Here is a 15,482-nt window from a genome sequence, read left to right as displayed (position 1 = left end):
GAGGAGCATTGCGATGAGTACCGAAGACAAACGCGTTCGCGAATTCGCGTATCAGATCTGGGAGTCAGAAGGCAAACCCCAAGGCCAGGAGGCGCGTCATTGGGAGATGGCGCGCAAACTGGCTGAAGCTGAAGCGCTGACGCCAAGCAAGGCGCCCAAGCCGAAAGCCAAGCCGGCGGCGCCTGCCAAAGCGGCGAGCGCGGTGGCGAAACCGGCCTCCAAGCCCAAGCCGAAAGCGCCGCGCAAACCGGCGAGCTGATCACAGTCCATGGCTGACGTGCTCTTTGTGGCGAGGGGGCTTGCCCGCTCGCCACAGACGGTCCCGTTTGGCCTGAAGAACCCATTTGCAGGAGCATATCAATGAGCAAACCCGACAAAACCCAATCGACGCCTGATACCGAGCCGTCGCGGATTCGTGAAGGTTTGCCCTTCCCCCTCGGCGCTACCTGGGACGGCCTGGGGGTCAACTTCGCTCTGTTCTCCGCCAACGCCACCAAGGTCGAGCTGTGCCTGTTCGACGACACCGGCGAAATTGAGCTGGAACGCATCGAGTTGCCCGAATACACCGACGAGACCTTCCACGGCTATCTGCCCGACGCCCATCCGGGGCTGATCTACGGCTATCGCGTGTATGGTGCTTATGACCCGGCTAACGGCCACCGCTTCAATCACAACAAATTGCTGATCGACCCCTACGCCAAACAACTGGTGGGCGAGCTTAAATGGTCCGAAGCCCTGTTCGGCTACACCATTGGCCACCCCGACGCCGACCTCAGCTTCGACGAACGCGACAGCGCGCCCTTCGTGCCCAAGTGCAAAGTCATCGACCCGGCCCACACCTGGGGCAATGACCAACCCGTGCGCACGCCCTGGGATCGAACCATCATTTACGAGACTCACCTGCGCGGCATCAGCATGCGTCACCCCTCGGTACCAGAAGCCGTGCGGGGTACCTGCGCCGGGCTGATGGTCGATGATGTGCTCAAACACATCCGTCAGTTGGGGGTGTCGTCGGTGGAGTTGCTACCCATCCATGCCTTCGTCAACGATCAGCACCTGCTGCAAAAAGGCATGACCAATTATTGGGGTTACAACAGCATCGCCTTCTTTGCCCCCGACCCGCGTTACTTGGCCAGCGGCAAGATCGCCGAGTTCAAGGAGATGGTCGCCCATCTGCACGAAGCCAAGCTGGAAGTGATTCTTGACGTGGTCTACAACCACACCGCCGAAGGCAATGAGCAAGGCCCGACCCTGTCGATGCGCGGCATCGACAACGCCTCGTACTACCGGTTGATGCCCGACGACAAGCGCTTCTACATCAACGACTCCGGCACCGGCAACACCCTGGACCTGAGTCACCCGTGCGTGCTGCAAATGGTCACTGATTCCCTGCGCTACTGGGCCACCGAAATGCACGTCGATGGCTTCCGCTTCGACCTGGCGACCATTCTGGGGCGTTACCACGACGGTTTCGAAGAACGCCACAGCTTCCTCGTTGCTTGCCGCCAGGACCCGGTACTGCGCCAGGTGAAGATGATCGCCGAACCCTGGGACATTGGCCCAGGCGGCTATCAAGTCGGTAACTTTCCACCGGGCTGGGTGGAATGGAACGACCGCTTCCGCGACACCGTGCGTGCCTTCTGGAAAGGCGACGACGGCCAACTGGCGGATTTTGCCGGGCGCATGACCGCCTCCGGTGAAATGTTCAACCAGCGCGGTCGCCGGCCCTACAGCTCGATGAACTTCATTACCGCCCACGACGGTTTCACCCTGCACGATCTGGTGTCCTACAACGACAAACACAACGAGGACAACGACGAGGACAACCAGGATGGCAGCAACAACAACCTGTCGTGGAACCACGGTGTTGAAGGCCCTACCGACGATCCTGAAATCAATGCCCTGCGCCTACGCCAGATGCGCAATTTTTTCGCCACCCTGCTCCTGGCCCAGGGCACGCCAATGTTGGTGGCCGGTGATGAATTCGCCCGCACCCAACACGGCAACAACAACGCTTACTGCCAGGACAGCGAAATCGGCTGGGTCAACTGGGAGTTGGATGACGATGGCAAGGCTTTGCTCAAGTTCGTCAAACGCCTGATCAAGCTGCGCCTGACTTATCCGATCCTGCGTCGTGGGCGCTTCCTGGTGGGCGACTACAACGAAGACATCGGCGTCAAGGACGTGACCTGGCTCGCCCCGGACGGCAATGAGATGAGCACCGAACAGTGGCAAGACAGCCAGGGTCGCTGCCTCGGCATGTTGATGGATGGCCGCGCCCAGGAAACCGGAATACGCCGTGCTGGTGCCGATGCGACCTTGCTGCTGGTGGTCAACGCCCACCACGACATGGTCAATTTCCGCCTGCCGCCGGTGCCCGATGGAGGCTTCTGGACCTGCATGATCGACACCAACCAACCGGCCGTGCGCGGCCAGGAGCGGTTTGATTTCGACCATGAATATGCTGTGACGGGAAGATCGCTGCTGTTGTTCGAACTGCAACATGAGGACGAGGTGTGAAATAGACCTGCCTGGATTTTTTCACCGACTATGATCAATACTCTTGCCACGGCAATCCAGGGTTGGAACGCCTGCACACCGCGAGAATATTGATTCTCGCGGGACCAAAGAAGAGTCGTCCCGTCAACGGGGTACGGCCAGGACAAGGACGTGACACTCATGAAGCCTGTACCGCTGAGAGAAGGCCGCTGTGGTCCCGCGCAAATCTGGAACAGCGCCCCACAGCTGGCGCAAATCCCCGTTATCAATCCGGTCATGCTCGTGCCCTTTGGCGCACGCGTCGTTGTAATAGCCCCGCACCCCGGCGATGAAGTGCTGGCCTGCGGTGGCCTGCTGCAACTGCTGAGCACACTCGACTATTCCCTGAAGCTGATTTCCGTCACCGACGGCAGTGCCAGCCATCCGGGCTCCAGCCTGTGGCCGGCGCAGCGCCTGAGCGTGTTTCGCCCACAGGAAAGTGTCGAGGCTTTGCGCCGCCTGGGTGTGCCGCTGCACAGCCTGAAATGGATTCGTGGTGGTTTTACCGACAATGCCCTGGCGGCCCGGGAGCAACAGTTGAGCCAGTTTATTGCCCGTTACCTGCAACCCGGCGATGTGGTGTTTACCACTTGGCGCACCGATGGCAACGACGACCACGACGCGGTCGGCCGTGCCACCGCCAAAGCCTGCGCCCTGATGGGCGCGCGTCTTTTGGAACTGCCGATTTGGGCCTGGCATTGGCCTGCCCGTGAAGCTGCGGTCATTCCCTGGCAGCGAGCCCGCAAGGTTCGCCTTAGCACCTGGAGCGTGGCCCGCAAGCTTCATGCGGCCCACGCCTATGCGAGTCAGTTGGTGGGTGATCCTGAAATCGGACTGGCGCCGATGCTCGCGCAGGTGTTGCTGGAACGAATGCGCGAGCCGTATGAGATTGTGTTTTTGTAGCCAGTCCACTGTTGAGTCGGGTCTGAAAATCAGCCCTCCGGCCGCAGGATCAGCACACCCAGCGGCGGCAGATTCAACGACAGTGATAGCGGCTGGCCATGGCGCGATTCCTCTTCGGTAAACGCCCCGCCACCATTGCCATAGTTGGAACCGGCATAGGTGTCGGCATCACTGTTGATCACTTCGCCCCAGCGCCCGGCAAACGGCACGCCGACCTTGTACGCCTCACGGGGCACCGGGGTGAAGTTGGCCACCACCAACACCGGCCGGCCATCCTTGCTCCAGCGCAGCCAGGCGTAGACGCTGTTGATCGCATCATCGCCGATCAGCCACTGAAAGCCTTGGGGCGCGTCGTCCTGGTCGTGCAGCGCCGGTTCTTCGCGATACAGGCGATTGAGGTCGCCCACCAGTTTTTGCACGCCGCGGTGTTCCGGGTATTGCAGCAAATACCAATCAAGCTGCTGATCGTGGTTCCACTCGCGCCACTGGCCGAATTCGCAGCCCATAAACAGCAGCTTCTTGCCCGGATGCGCCCACATAAAACACAGGTAAGCCCGCAGGTTGGCGAATTTCTGCCAGCGGTCGCCAGGCATCTTGTCGATCAGCGAGTGTTTGCCGTGAACCACTTCATCGTGGGAAATCGGCAGGATGAACCGCTCAGACCAGGCATACATCAGGCCGAAACTCAGTTCGTTGTGATGGTGGGCGCGGTATACCGGGTCCTGCTGGATGTAGTGCAGCGAATCGTGCATCCAGCCCATGTTCCACTTGTAGTTGAAGCCCAGGCCGCCCTGTTGGGTCGGTTGGCTGACGCCTGGCCAGGCAGTGGATTCCTCGGCGATCACCAAGGCACCGGGGGCTTCCAGGGCTACCACGTCGTTCAAGTGACGCAGGAAGTCGATGGCTTCGAGGTTTTCCCGACCGCCATGACGGTTAGGCACCCACTCGCCGGCCTTGCGCGAATAATCGCGGTAGAGCATCGACGCCACTGCATCCACCCGCAGGCCGTCGATATGAAAATGCTTGAGCCAGTGCAGCGCCGAAGCCAGCATAAAACCATGAACCTCGGTGCGGCCCAGGTTGTAGATCAGCGTGTCCCAGTCCTGGTGAAAGCCTTCCAGCGGGTTGCCGTATTCGTACAGCGCCGTGCCATCAAATTGCGCCAGGCCGTGGGTGTCGGTGGGGAAATGCGCCGGAACCCAGTCGAGAATAATGCCAATATCGGCCTGATGGCAGGCGTTGACGAAGGCGGCAAAATCGTCCGGCGAGCCAAAGCGGGCACTGGGGGCGAATTGCGACAGCGGCTGATACCCCCAGGAGCCGCCAAACGGGTGTTCCATGATCGGCATCAGCTCGATATGGGTGAAACCCAGCTGCTGCACATAGGGAATCAGTCGTTCACCCAGCTCGCGCCAGCCGTACTGGCGGGACACTTCGCCCAACTCGTCGAGTTCACATTGCCAGGAGCCGACGTGCAGTTCATAGACCGACAGCGGTGCGCTCGGTAATTGCCGCTCGCCACGGGCCTGCATCCAGGCGTGGTCCTGCCAGTCGATCTGCAACGGCGAGGCAACCTTGGAGGCGGTGTCCGGCGGCAATTGCGTGGCCAGGGCCATGGGGTCGGCCTTGAGCGGAAGAATCCCGCTGGTGCCCAGGATTTCGTATTTGTAGGCAGCGCCGGGTTCCAGGCGCGGGATGAATATCTCCCACACGCCGGCTGGATGGCGCAGGCGCATCGGATGGCGGCGACCGTCCCAAATATTGAAGTCGCCAACTACGGAAACACGCTTGGCATTGGGCGCCCACACCGCGAAACGCACGCCCTGGATGCCGTCGATGCTCATCACCTGGGCGCCGAGGCAACTGCTCAGGTCGCGGTGATTGCCCTCGGCAAACAGGTAAAGGTCCATCTCGCCCAGCAACTGGCCGAAGCTGTAAGGGTCTTCGGTGATCTGCTCGCCACCCGCCCACTGGATTTTCAGCAAATAGCCCTGGCGGGGCGAGAAATGCCCGACAAACAAGCCAGGCACCGGAGTCGCGTCCAGATCGCCGACGTGCTCACCGCTGTCGCGGGCCAGCACCTGAACACTCAAGGCCTCTGGCAGAAACGCGCGGATAAACTGGCCGCCCTCTTCATCATCGTGGGGGCCAAGGATCGAGAATGGATCGTGATGTTCGGCCCGCACCAAGGCTTCGATATCCTGGGTTGCCGGCATTACCGCAAGCTTGGGTTGCAGCGCTTCCTTGTTTGTAAAACTCATGACGTCTCCCCTGCGCGTGCAGTTTTGGATAATGGCTTCAGTCCGCTGAGCAGTCCGTGCAAACCTTGCAACGGTACCGGCAGCCAGGTCGGGCGATTTTCCGCTTCATAGGCCACTTCGTACGCGGCCTTCTCCAGGCTGAACAATGCCAGCGCTGCGTCCTGGCCCTTGGCGTCCTGCCAGTCATGGGCCAGTGTAGTCGTAGCCTCATGATAGGCCTGGATAAATGCCTGCCGCGCTTCATTCAAGTAACGATCGGCCACCCGTTGCCGTGCAGCGTTGGCCTCGGTCGAGTGATCTACCCCTTGCACATTCAGGGCCATGGCGGCGGCATAGTCGAACGACCGTAGCACGCCACTGACATCCTTGTATGGGCTGTGCTTGCCGCGACGCTCATGGAGCGGTCGAGCCGGTTCCCCTTCAAAGTCGATCAGGTAAGCATCGCCCTTGACCACCAGCACCTGGCCCAGGTGCAAGTCACCGTGGACGCGAATGCGCAAGCCGCCCACGGTGGCCTTGGCCAGGTCCTGCACATGGGTGGCGATGGCTTTTTTCTGCACCAGCATTGCACTGACCAGCGCCTGGTCAGCGGTGGTCAGTTTGCTTTGATGCTGTTTGAGCAAGTGCAAGGCGCGGTCGACTTGCGCCCCCACCTGCTTGGCCCAACCCTGGCTGTCCTTGACGGAAGTGACCTCGGGTTTGAAGTCCTTGTTGGCAGTAGGCGCGGCCAATACCAGGTGCATTTCACCCAGGCGCTGGCCGAGTAGGCCAGCAAAGTCGGCCAACTCACCCAGGGCGTTGTAGTGCTGTTCCTGTTCGGAGATGGCCTGGGCCAATTCGTCGCGAATCGCCCGTTCCAGGTTGTTCTGGGTCCAGCCCCAGGCATCGCCCTGGTTACTCAGGTAGCCCTGGGCAATCATCAGCAAGTTGTCCTGGCCTTCGGCATCGCGGCGGATCACCGAGCCCAGCAGCGGCGAGATATGTTCGTAGCCGGCGGCTGTCAGGTAAGCGCCCATCTCCAGTTCCGGGTGTACCCCGGCGCTGACTTTACGAATCAGCTTGAGTACTAGGCTGGCGCCCACCACCACTGAACTGTTGGACTGTTCGGTGGCGAGGTAGCGCACCTCTGAGTCGTCGTTGAGTTCCAGCTTGGTCAATTGCTCCGTCGGTTCGAAACGAATGTCGCCGTCAGTGGAGGTGAGCACAGTGTTGGCTTGCAGGCCTTCAATCACTGCGCGGATATAGGTGTCGAGGCTGAAGGCGTCCGTGACCAGGCCGACCTGGCGCACTCGCCGTACACGGGCCAGCGCGAGCTGTTGCGGCAAGGCGCTGGTGAACTGGTCTTCGGCCAAAAAGCCGAACGGCAGTTGATAACGGCTGACCTGCCCAGCTGTGGTGACTTCAATCTCGCTGAGCAACACCGGATGCTGCGGGTCACCAAAGCGCACGCCGTAGGCGATGTGCACGCTATCGATGGCCGAGTCTTTGTTGGCGAACCAGCGACGCATGGGCAGCCAGGCCGGCAACGAGTTTTGTTCCAGGGTGGTGCGGCACGGCGCTTCGAGCAATTCTTCGAGGCGTTTTTTCAGCACCAGAGTGGTGAAATCCGGGATGCTTTGCGCAGGCTCCACGTGCCAGCTCGGCATCTGGTTTTCCGCCGCCAGCACGAACCAGTAGAAGCCGTAAGGCGCCAGGGTCAGCAGGAAGTTCAGCTGGCCAATGGGCGGGAACGCATTACCACCGAGCATCTCCACCGGGACCATGCCGGCGAATGCGGACAGGTCCAGCTCCGCCGCCTGGGCGCTGCGGGAGACGTTGGCCACACAGAGGATAATTTCGTGCTTGCCGTCGTCGCCCGTGTATTCGCGGGTGTAGGCCAGGATGCGGCGGTTGGTGGGCGAGAGCATTTTCAAGCTGCCGCGACCGAAGGCCTTGGACTGTTTACGAATCGCCAGCATCCGCCGGGTCCAGTTGAGCAACGAGTGCGGGTCCTGGGCCTGGGTTTCGACGTTGACTGACGGGTAGCCATAGAGCGCGTCCATGATCGGCGGCAGCACCAGGCTGGCCGGATCGGCGCGGGAGAAGCCGCCGTTGCGGTCGATGGACCACTGCATGGGTGTGCGTACGCCGTCGCGGTCGCCCAGGTAGATGTTGTCGCCCATGCCGATTTCATCGCCGTAATACAGGGTCGGCGTACCGGGCATCGACAGCAGCAGACTGTTGAGCAGCTCGATGCGGCGGCGGTCGCGCTCCATCAGCGGCGCCAGGCGCCGGCGAATACCGAGGTTGATGCGCGCACGGCGGTCAGCGGCGTAGTAGTTCCAGAGGTAGTCGCGCTCTTTGTCGGTGACCATTTCCAGGGTCAGTTCATCGTGGTTACGCAGGAAAATCGCCCACTGGCAATTGGCTGGAATCTCCGGGGTCTGACGCAGGATATCGGTGATCGGGAAGCGATCTTCCTGGGCCAGCGCCATGTACATGCGCGGCATCAGCGGGAAGTGAAAGGCCATATGGCACTCGTCGCCGTCATCGCCTTTTTTGTCCCCGAAGTACAGTTGAGTATCTTCCGGCCATTGGTTGGCCTCGGCCAGCAGCATGCGGTCCGGGTAATTGGCGTCGATTTCGGCGCGGATCTGCTTGAGGACGTCGTGGGTCTCCGGCAGGTTTTCGTTGTTGGTGCCGTCGCGCTCGATCAGGTACGGGATCGCATCCAGGCGCAGGCCGTCGATACCCATGTCCAACCAGTAGCGCATCACCGAGAGCACCGCTTTCATGACTTGCGGGTTGTCGAAGTTAAGGTCCGGCTGGTGGGAGTAGAAACGGTGCCAGAAGTATTGGCCAGCGACCGGGTCCCAGGTCCAGTTGGATTTCTCGGTGTCGAGAAAGATGATGCGGGTGCCGTCGTATTTCTGATCGTCATCGGACCAAACGTAGAAATCCCGTGCCTTGGAACCTGGCTTGGCCTTGCGGGCGCGCTGAAACCACGGGTGCTGGTCGGAGGTGTGGTTGATCACCAGTTCGGTGATGACCCGCAAGCCGCGTTTATGGGCTTCGGCGATAAAACGCTTGGCGTCGGCCATGGTCCCGTAGTCGCTGTGTACACCCCGGTATTCGGCGATGTCGTAGCCGTCGTCACGGCGTGGCGAGGGGTAGAACGGCAGCACCCAGATGGTGTTCACTCCCAGCTCGGCGATGTAGTCGAGTTTGGCGATCAGCCCTGGGAAGTCGCCGATACCATCGTTATTGGAGTCGAAATAAGATTTGACGTGAACCTGATAAATCACCGCATCCTTGTACCAGAGCGGGTCTTTGATAAAGGTGGCAGCCTTGGGTTTCTTCGCCATTGGAAACTCCTGAGAATTCATGAAAACTAAAAAGTGGCGATGTTTTTACTGTCCACAAAAAGCCCTTTAAACAGTGATCCGCCAAATACCAAACGGCTGATGCCACGGCTCTATTCGCATCCACTGGTGCTTGCCATGCCAAGTCCAGCGGTGGCCGTTCATCAAGTCTTCGCCCTGGGTCTGGGCGTCGTCCGGTAGGCCCATCTCCCACAGCGGCAATTCGAAATGGGCTTCCTGGGCATTGAGCGGGTCGAGACTCACCGCGATGAGGATGAAATTGCCGGCGTCCTCGCAGCGTTTGCCGAAGTACAAGATGTTGTCGTTCCAGGCGTTGTAGAGCTTCAAACCCAAGTGAGTTTGCAACGCCGGGTTCTGCCGACGGATGCGGTTGAGCTGGGCGATCTCGGCAATGATGTTGCCCGGCGCGGTGAAATCCCTGGGGCGGATCTCGTACTTCTCCGAGTCCAGGTACTCTTCCTTGCCGGGCACCGCTGCGGCTTCGCACAATTCAAAACCCGAATACATGCCCCACAAGCCCGAGCCCATGGTTGCCAGGGCCGCGCGGATAAGAAAGCCGGCGCGGCCAGACTCATGGAGGAAACCGGGGTTGATGTCTGGCGTATTGACGAAAAAGTTGGGTCGGAAGCATTCGCGCCACGGCGACTCGTTGAGTTCGCTCAGGTATTCACTCAGCTCGGCCTTGGTGTTGCGCCAGGTGAAATAGGTGTAGCTCTGGGAGTAACCGACCTTGCCCAGCCGCGCCATCATTGCCGGGGTGGTGAAGGCTTCGGCGAGGAAGATGACCTGTGGGTGTTTTTCTCGCACGTCCGCAATCAGCCATTGCCAGAACGGCAGCGGCTTGGTGTGGGGGTTGTCGACGCGGAAAGTATTGACACCCTCCTCGACCCAGCCCAGCACAACGTCCCGCAGCTCGATCCACAGGCTGGGGATGGCGTCGGCGGCATAGAAGTCGACGTTGACGATGTCCTGGTATTTCTTCGGCGGGTTCTCGGCGTATTTGATGGTGCCGTCGGGCCGCCAGTTGAACCAGCCGGGGTGTTGCTTGAGCCACGGATGGTCCTGGGAACACTGGATAGCGAAGTCCAGGGCGATTTCCAGGCCATGGTCTGCGGCGGCGGCCACCAGGCGGCGGAAATCTTCACGGGTGCCCAGTTGCGAATGGATTGCCTCGTGGCCGCCCTCCTCGCTGCCAATGGCATACGGGCTGCCCGGATCATCGGGGCCTGCGGTCAGGGCGTTGTTCTTGCCCTTGCGATAGCTGCGGCCGATAGGATGGATCGGCGGGAAATACAGCACGTCAAAACCCATGTCATGGATCATCGGCAGCCGCGAATGCACGTCGTTAAAAGTGCCGTGGCGCGCTGGATCATCGGTGATCGAGCGGGGAAACAGCTCGTACCAGCTGGCAAACTGCGCGGCCTCGCGCTCCACATCCAGCGGATAGACCGGGCTGATGCTCAAGTAGGCGCGGTGATCGGCCTGAGCCATCAGGTGCGCACTGTCTTCGTGCAGGAAGCGCGCGACTTGCTCGGTTTCCAGCAAGCCCGACAGCTCGTGGTGCAACAGCATCAAGCGCTCGCGTAACTCGCCTTCGCTGCGTTCGGCGGCCTGCAACACCTGGCTGCGGCCTTCCTGCAACTCCAGGCTGACGGGAACGCGGGCTTTATGTTTTTTGCCCAGTTCGTAGCAGAAGCTGGCGAACTGATCGATCCAGGCCTCAATGCAATATTGATGCGGGCCTTGAGCGGTGACCGTAAAGGTCCCTTCCCAACCGTTATTGCCGACATCGGTCATAACCACGCTGTGCCAGTGCTCTTCACTCAGCGGCCGCCAGCGAATCCGCACCGCCAACTGGTCATGGCCGTCGGCGAAGACCTTGCTGGCTACCTTGATCTGCTGCCCCACGATGGCCTTGACCGCGAACTCGCCGCCGTCGATCACCGGGGTGGTGCTTTCTATGGCAATCCTGGGCAACAACAGTGCCTGGGACAGTGGAAACATGGACGCTTCATCATTTTTCGTGAGTACGTTTTGTTTCGATAGTTCAGCAGTCATCGAGCATCACTCCTTACGCCCCGTGGACGCTCTTGTGTCTGATCCCAAGTGCGGTACGACAAAGCTCTTCCTGAGCCGGGCCGTATAAAGTCCGAGCCCGCTAGCCGGTGAAAAGTTCAGATGGATGTGCCGCCATCGGACGGGAATCAATTGGCCATGCCGATTGTCCACCGATACAGCAAAGCACAAAGGAGGCCACACCGATGAATATCCCTATCCCGGCAGAAACGCCGGACCCCAACATTGATCAACCAACCTTGCCACCCACAGAACCTGAGCCGATCCCGGAGCAGGAACCGCCTGGCACAACGCCCCCGGCGAAGGAAGATCCACCCACGACGATGCCGCCAGTGATTGTCTGAAGGATGATTACTCCTTCTCCAGCAGCCGCATAATCCTCGGCATTACGCTGAACACCAGCAGCGCCAGCAGGGTGCTCAACACCGCCGTCGACTCCCTGCCCATCCCCGCCGCCACTCCAATGGCGGCGGTCATCCACAGCCCGGCTGCGGTAGTCAGCCCCTTGACGTGTTGGCCCTCCTGATCTTCCGTGCCCTTGAGGATGGTCCCGGCACCAAGAAAGCCGATACCGGCGATTACGCCCTGCACCACGCGGCTCATGGCATCGGCCTGGGAGCCGGACATTTGTGGCACCAACACGAACAACGCAGCACCCAAGGCCACCAGCATGTGGGTGCGCACGCCGGCAGCCTTGCCTTTTTGTTCGCGCTCAAAGCCCAGAATGCCCCCCAGGATCGCGGCGATCAGCAGGCGCACGGTGATTTGTGTCAGTTGCCGGGCATCGCCTATGTCAGCGAATTCCGCTTGCAGGGTTTGCCAGACTTCTTGCCACCAGGCGTCCATGGACCGGTCCTTGTTGATAGGTCGATAAAGGATGGACAGCGGCGACCGCCAGTCAGTTGCCGGAAACCATTTACCTGTTGTCGAACCCTAATGATCAGTACCTGACGAGAAGGAGAGCACCATGCCAGTACGTATCGAAAACCAGACCTGTTACTTCAAGGTCGACGAGAACGGCGAAGAACGAAGCCTCGCCGCCACGGCTGTCACGGTGATCACCGACAGCGAAAAATCCATGTCCGCAGCTGAAGTCGACGGCCAACGCGTCTACATCACCGAAGCAGAAGCCGACGCCTTGACCGTAGCAGGCGCCAAGGATGGTCGTAAGCACTTGAAGGTAACCGAGGGTGATTCGGTGATTTGATTGAACTGCATCAGCACCGCTTTACGGCTGCGAATACAGGCGCTGCCCCAGGCCGCACGGGGTGCGGCAGATTGACGCAGGAGCGGGTCGGCAATCCATCTGATCCGCTTTTTATCGCTATACCTGAGTCTGTTATGCAAACAGATCGCCCGGCATAGTTCATCCGCCTGATGGAGGCTGATGAGCGAAAGACCATGAGCGATAGAATCCCCGTCCGATTAGTTGAAACCTTTGAGCCTGCACATCCAAAGAAGATGAAGGCCAAATCCAGCGACAACCTGATTCACACCCGCAGTTTCACCGGTTTGTTCCGTACCTTGCGCTTGAGTGGTGCGGGTTTTCTGTTCCTGGCGTTTTTCGGCACCGTGTGGCTGAACTGGGGCGGACGGCAGGCGGTGTTGTGGGACCTTGCAGAAAGCAAATTCCACATTTTCGGCGCAACCTTCTGGCCCCAGGATTTCATCCTGTTGTCGGCGTTGTTGATCATCGCAGCCTTCGGCCTTTTTGCGATCACGGTATTTGCCGGCCGGGTCTGGTGTGGTTATACCTGCCCGCAAAGCTCGTTTACCTGGCTGTTCATGTGGTGCGAAAAGGTCACTGAGGGCGAGCGAAACCAGCGCATCAAGCTGCAGGCTGCCCCCTGGGGCCTGAACAAGCTGCTGCGGCGTTCAGCCAAACATACGATGTGGCTGGCCATCAGCGTGCTCACCGGCTTGACCTTTGTGGGCTACTTCACGCCTATCCGGCCCCTGGCCGAGGAGCTGTTGACCTGGCAAATGGGCGGCGTCAGCCTGTTCTGGGTGTTGTTTTTCACAGGTGCTACTTACATTAACGCCGGCTGGTTGCGTGAAGCAGTGTGCATGCACATGTGCCCGTATGCGCGGTTCCAGAGCGTGATGTTCGACAAGGACACCCTGACCATTTCCTACGATGTGGCCCGTGGCGAGAGCCGTGGTCCACGTAAACGCGAAGTGAAACCTGCGGATGTCAGCCTCGGTGACTGCATCGACTGCCACCTGTGCGTACAGGTCTGCCCCACCGGTATCGACATTCGCGACGGTTTGCAAATGGAGTGCATCGGCTGTGCGGCCTGCATCGACGCCTGTGATTCGATCATGGACAAAATGGGCTATGCCCGGGGCCTGGTGAGCTACACCTCTGAGCATCAGTTGCAAGGCGGCAAGACCCACCTGCTCAGGCCACGGTTGATCGGCTACAGTGCGGTGCTGCTGGTGATGATCGCAGCCTTGGTGATGGCGCTGGTGCAGCGGCCGATGGTGTCGCTGGACGTGACCAAGGACCGAGGGATGTTTCGCGAAAACAGCCAAGGCTTGATCGAGAACATCTACAGCCTCAAGGTCATCAACAAGACCCAGCAGCGTCAGCACTATCGTCTTGAATTGGTGGGCGGTGATGGCTTCCAGCTTCAGGGCAAGACCGAGATCAGTTTGGCGTCGGGGGAAATAACCGATGTGCCGGTGTCGGTGGCGATGACCAGCGACAAGTCTGCGAGCAGTTCCCAGACCATCAGCTTTAAGGTCACGGATATTGATGAACCGGGCGTTTATAGTGTCGCCGACAGCCGGTTTGTGGCACCGCTGAACCGTTGATGGTGCTGTGGCGAGCGGGCTTGCTACAGGAGCAGAGTTTGCTCTTAACTTACTGACCCTATTAGGCCCCGATGAAACGCTACGAAAAATTCGCCGACGACATCGCAGAACTGATCCGCTCCGGCGTCCTGGGGCCTGGCCAGCGGGTGCCGTCGGTGCGCTATGCCAGCCGAACCTACGGCGTCAGCCCATCCACGGTGTTCCAGGCCTACTACCTGCTGGAACGTCGTGGCCTGATCCGCGCCCGGCCGCGTTCCGGGTACTTCGTCAACACCCATGCGCCAAGCCCGTTTTCCGAGCCGGTAGTCAGTGCGCATGTACACGAATCCACCGAAGTCGACGTCAGCGAGCTGGTGTTTTCGGTGCTCGACTCCATCAAGGACCCGCAGACTGTGCCCTTCGGCTCGGCCTTCCCCAGCCCGACGCTGTTCCCGCTACAGCGCCTGGCCCGCTCCCTGGCCAGTGCCAGTCGGGAGATGGACCCGCGCATGGTGGTCACGGACATGTCACCGGGCAACCCACAATTGCGCCGGCAAATCGCCCTGCGCTACATGGTCGGCGGCTTGATGCTGCCCATGGAGGAGTTGCTGATCACCAACGGTGCCCTGGAAGCGCTGAACCTGTGCCTGCAAGCCGTGACTGAACCCGGCGACCTGGTGGCCATCGAAGCCCCGGCGTTTTATGCCAGCCTGCAGGTGCTGGAGCGGCTGAAACTCAAGGCCGTGGAAATTCCCGTACACCCGCGCGATGGCATTGACCTCAAAGTGCTGGCCCAAAGCCTTGAGCGTTACCCGATCAAGGCTTGCTGGTGCATGACCAGTTTCCAGAACCCCATGGGCGCCACCATGCCCGAAGCCAAGAAACAGGAACTGGTGGAGTTGTTGCGCAGCCATCAGGTGCCACTGATCGAGGACGATGTCTACGCCGAGTTGTACTACGGCCAACAGGCACCGAAACCGGCCAAGGCGTTCGATACCGAAGGCTTGGTGATGCACTGCGGCTCCTTCGCCAAAAGCCTGGCGCCTGGTTATCGCATCGGTTGGGTGGCTGCCGGGCGTTATGCGCAGAAGATCGAACGGCTGAAGTTGATGACCTCATTGTGCGCGTCAATGCCAGCCCAGGCGGCGATTGCCGACTACCTGCAACATGGTGGCTACGACCGGCACCTGCGCAAGTTGCGTTATGCACTGGAAGAACAGCAAAGCGCCATGCTCGCCGCCATCGCCCGCTATTTTCCGGCGCAAACCCGTGTCAGCCAGCCAGCGGGCGGGTATTTCCTGTGGTTGGAATTGCCCGAGCAAACGGATTCGTTGAAGTTGTTCCAGATGGCGTTGGCCCAAGGCATCAGCATTGCGCCGGGGCCGATATTTTCGCCGACCCAGCGGTTCAGGAACTGCATTCGCTTGAACTATGGCAGTCCCTGGGATGATGCCTCGGAAAAGGCCATGGAGACATTGGGGCGGATCGTGCGATCTTTTTGAGCCGTTGAGGTGGGCAATAAATACCTGACTTGAATAGCCCCAGG

General features: G+C 60.1%; 11 protein-coding genes. 7 read left to right on the top strand and 4 right to left on the bottom strand.

What is annotated here, in order from left to right:
* Positions 1–13 precede the first annotated feature (13 nt).
* The 3 genes from ACZRJ6_RS15330 (at position 14) to ACZRJ6_RS15320 (ending at position 3,441) form a co-directional block, all read left to right on the top strand.
* Entirely contained in the window at positions 14–259 is a 246-nt protein-coding gene (locus ACZRJ6_RS15330; protein ID WP_463968489.1) for a DUF2934 domain-containing protein, read from the top strand.
* Between the two features lie 101 nt (positions 260–360).
* Entirely contained in the window at positions 361–2,520 is a 2,160-nt protein-coding gene (glgX, locus tag ACZRJ6_RS15325; RefSeq protein ID WP_463968490.1) for a glycogen debranching protein GlgX, read from the top strand.
* Positions 2,521–2,679: 159 nt separating this feature from the next.
* Entirely contained in the window at positions 2,680–3,441 is a 762-nt protein-coding gene (locus tag ACZRJ6_RS15320; protein ID WP_463968491.1) for a PIG-L deacetylase family protein, read from the top strand.
* 29 nt (positions 3,442–3,470) lie between these two features.
* Here ACZRJ6_RS15320 and glgB read toward each other — a convergent pair whose 3' ends face one another.
* The 3 genes from glgB to ACZRJ6_RS15305 all read right to left on the bottom strand — a co-directional run bounded on the left by glgB (position 3,471) and on the right by ACZRJ6_RS15305 (position 11,122).
* Positions 3,471–5,702, bottom strand: a complete 2,232-nt coding sequence (gene glgB, locus ACZRJ6_RS15315) for a 1,4-alpha-glucan branching protein GlgB (protein ID WP_463968492.1) — start codon at positions 5,700–5,702, stop codon at positions 3,471–3,473.
* Positions 5,699–9,046, bottom strand: coding sequence for a maltose alpha-D-glucosyltransferase (treS, locus tag ACZRJ6_RS15310; RefSeq protein WP_463968493.1), 3,348 nt, complete (start codon positions 9,044–9,046; stop codon positions 5,699–5,701). Before treS ends, glgB begins: the two co-directional genes overlap by 4 nt.
* 66 nt (positions 9,047–9,112) lie before the next feature.
* Positions 9,113–11,122: an alpha-1,4-glucan--maltose-1-phosphate maltosyltransferase gene (locus tag ACZRJ6_RS15305; protein WP_463968494.1), complete on the bottom strand. Its 2,010-nt coding sequence runs from the start codon at positions 11,120–11,122 to the stop codon at positions 9,113–9,115.
* Positions 11,123–11,325: 203 nt separating this feature from the next.
* On the opposite strand from ACZRJ6_RS15305, the gene ACZRJ6_RS15300 reads away from it, so the two are divergent.
* Positions 11,326–11,484 carry a hypothetical protein gene (locus ACZRJ6_RS15300; protein WP_463968495.1) on the top strand — a complete coding sequence of 53 codons (159 nt, stop codon included), beginning with the start codon at positions 11,326–11,328 and terminating at the stop codon, positions 11,482–11,484.
* Positions 11,485–11,491: 7 nt separating this feature from the next.
* Here the strand turns inward: ACZRJ6_RS15300 and ACZRJ6_RS15295 are convergent, their stop codons facing one another.
* The gene (locus ACZRJ6_RS15295; RefSeq protein WP_463968496.1) at positions 11,492–11,986 is read right to left on the bottom strand and encodes an MgtC/SapB family protein; all 495 of its coding nucleotides are present in this window, start codon (positions 11,984–11,986) and stop codon (positions 11,492–11,494) included.
* A gap of 121 nt (positions 11,987–12,107) precedes the next feature.
* Here ACZRJ6_RS15295 and ACZRJ6_RS15290 point away from each other — a divergent pair, with 121 nt between their 5' ends.
* From ACZRJ6_RS15290 to mapR, 3 genes are all read left to right on the top strand, one after another.
* Positions 12,108–12,347: a DUF3203 family protein gene (locus ACZRJ6_RS15290; protein WP_463968497.1), complete on the top strand. Its 240-nt coding sequence runs from the start codon at positions 12,108–12,110 to the stop codon at positions 12,345–12,347.
* Between the two features lie 194 nt (positions 12,348–12,541).
* Positions 12,542–13,957, top strand: a complete 1,416-nt coding sequence (gene ccoG / locus ACZRJ6_RS15285; RefSeq protein ID WP_463968498.1) for a cytochrome c oxidase accessory protein CcoG — start codon at positions 12,542–12,544, stop codon at positions 13,955–13,957.
* A gap of 71 nt (positions 13,958–14,028) precedes the next feature.
* On the top strand, positions 14,029–15,438 hold the full coding sequence (mapR, locus tag ACZRJ6_RS15280; RefSeq protein WP_463968499.1) for a GntR family transcriptional regulator MpaR: 1,410 nt from the start codon (positions 14,029–14,031) through the stop codon (positions 15,436–15,438).
* Positions 15,439–15,482: the final 44 nt, after the last annotated feature.

Source organism: Pseudomonas sp. C321, assembly GCF_055407105.1.
This window is presented reverse-complemented; position numbering and strand designations above follow the sequence as displayed.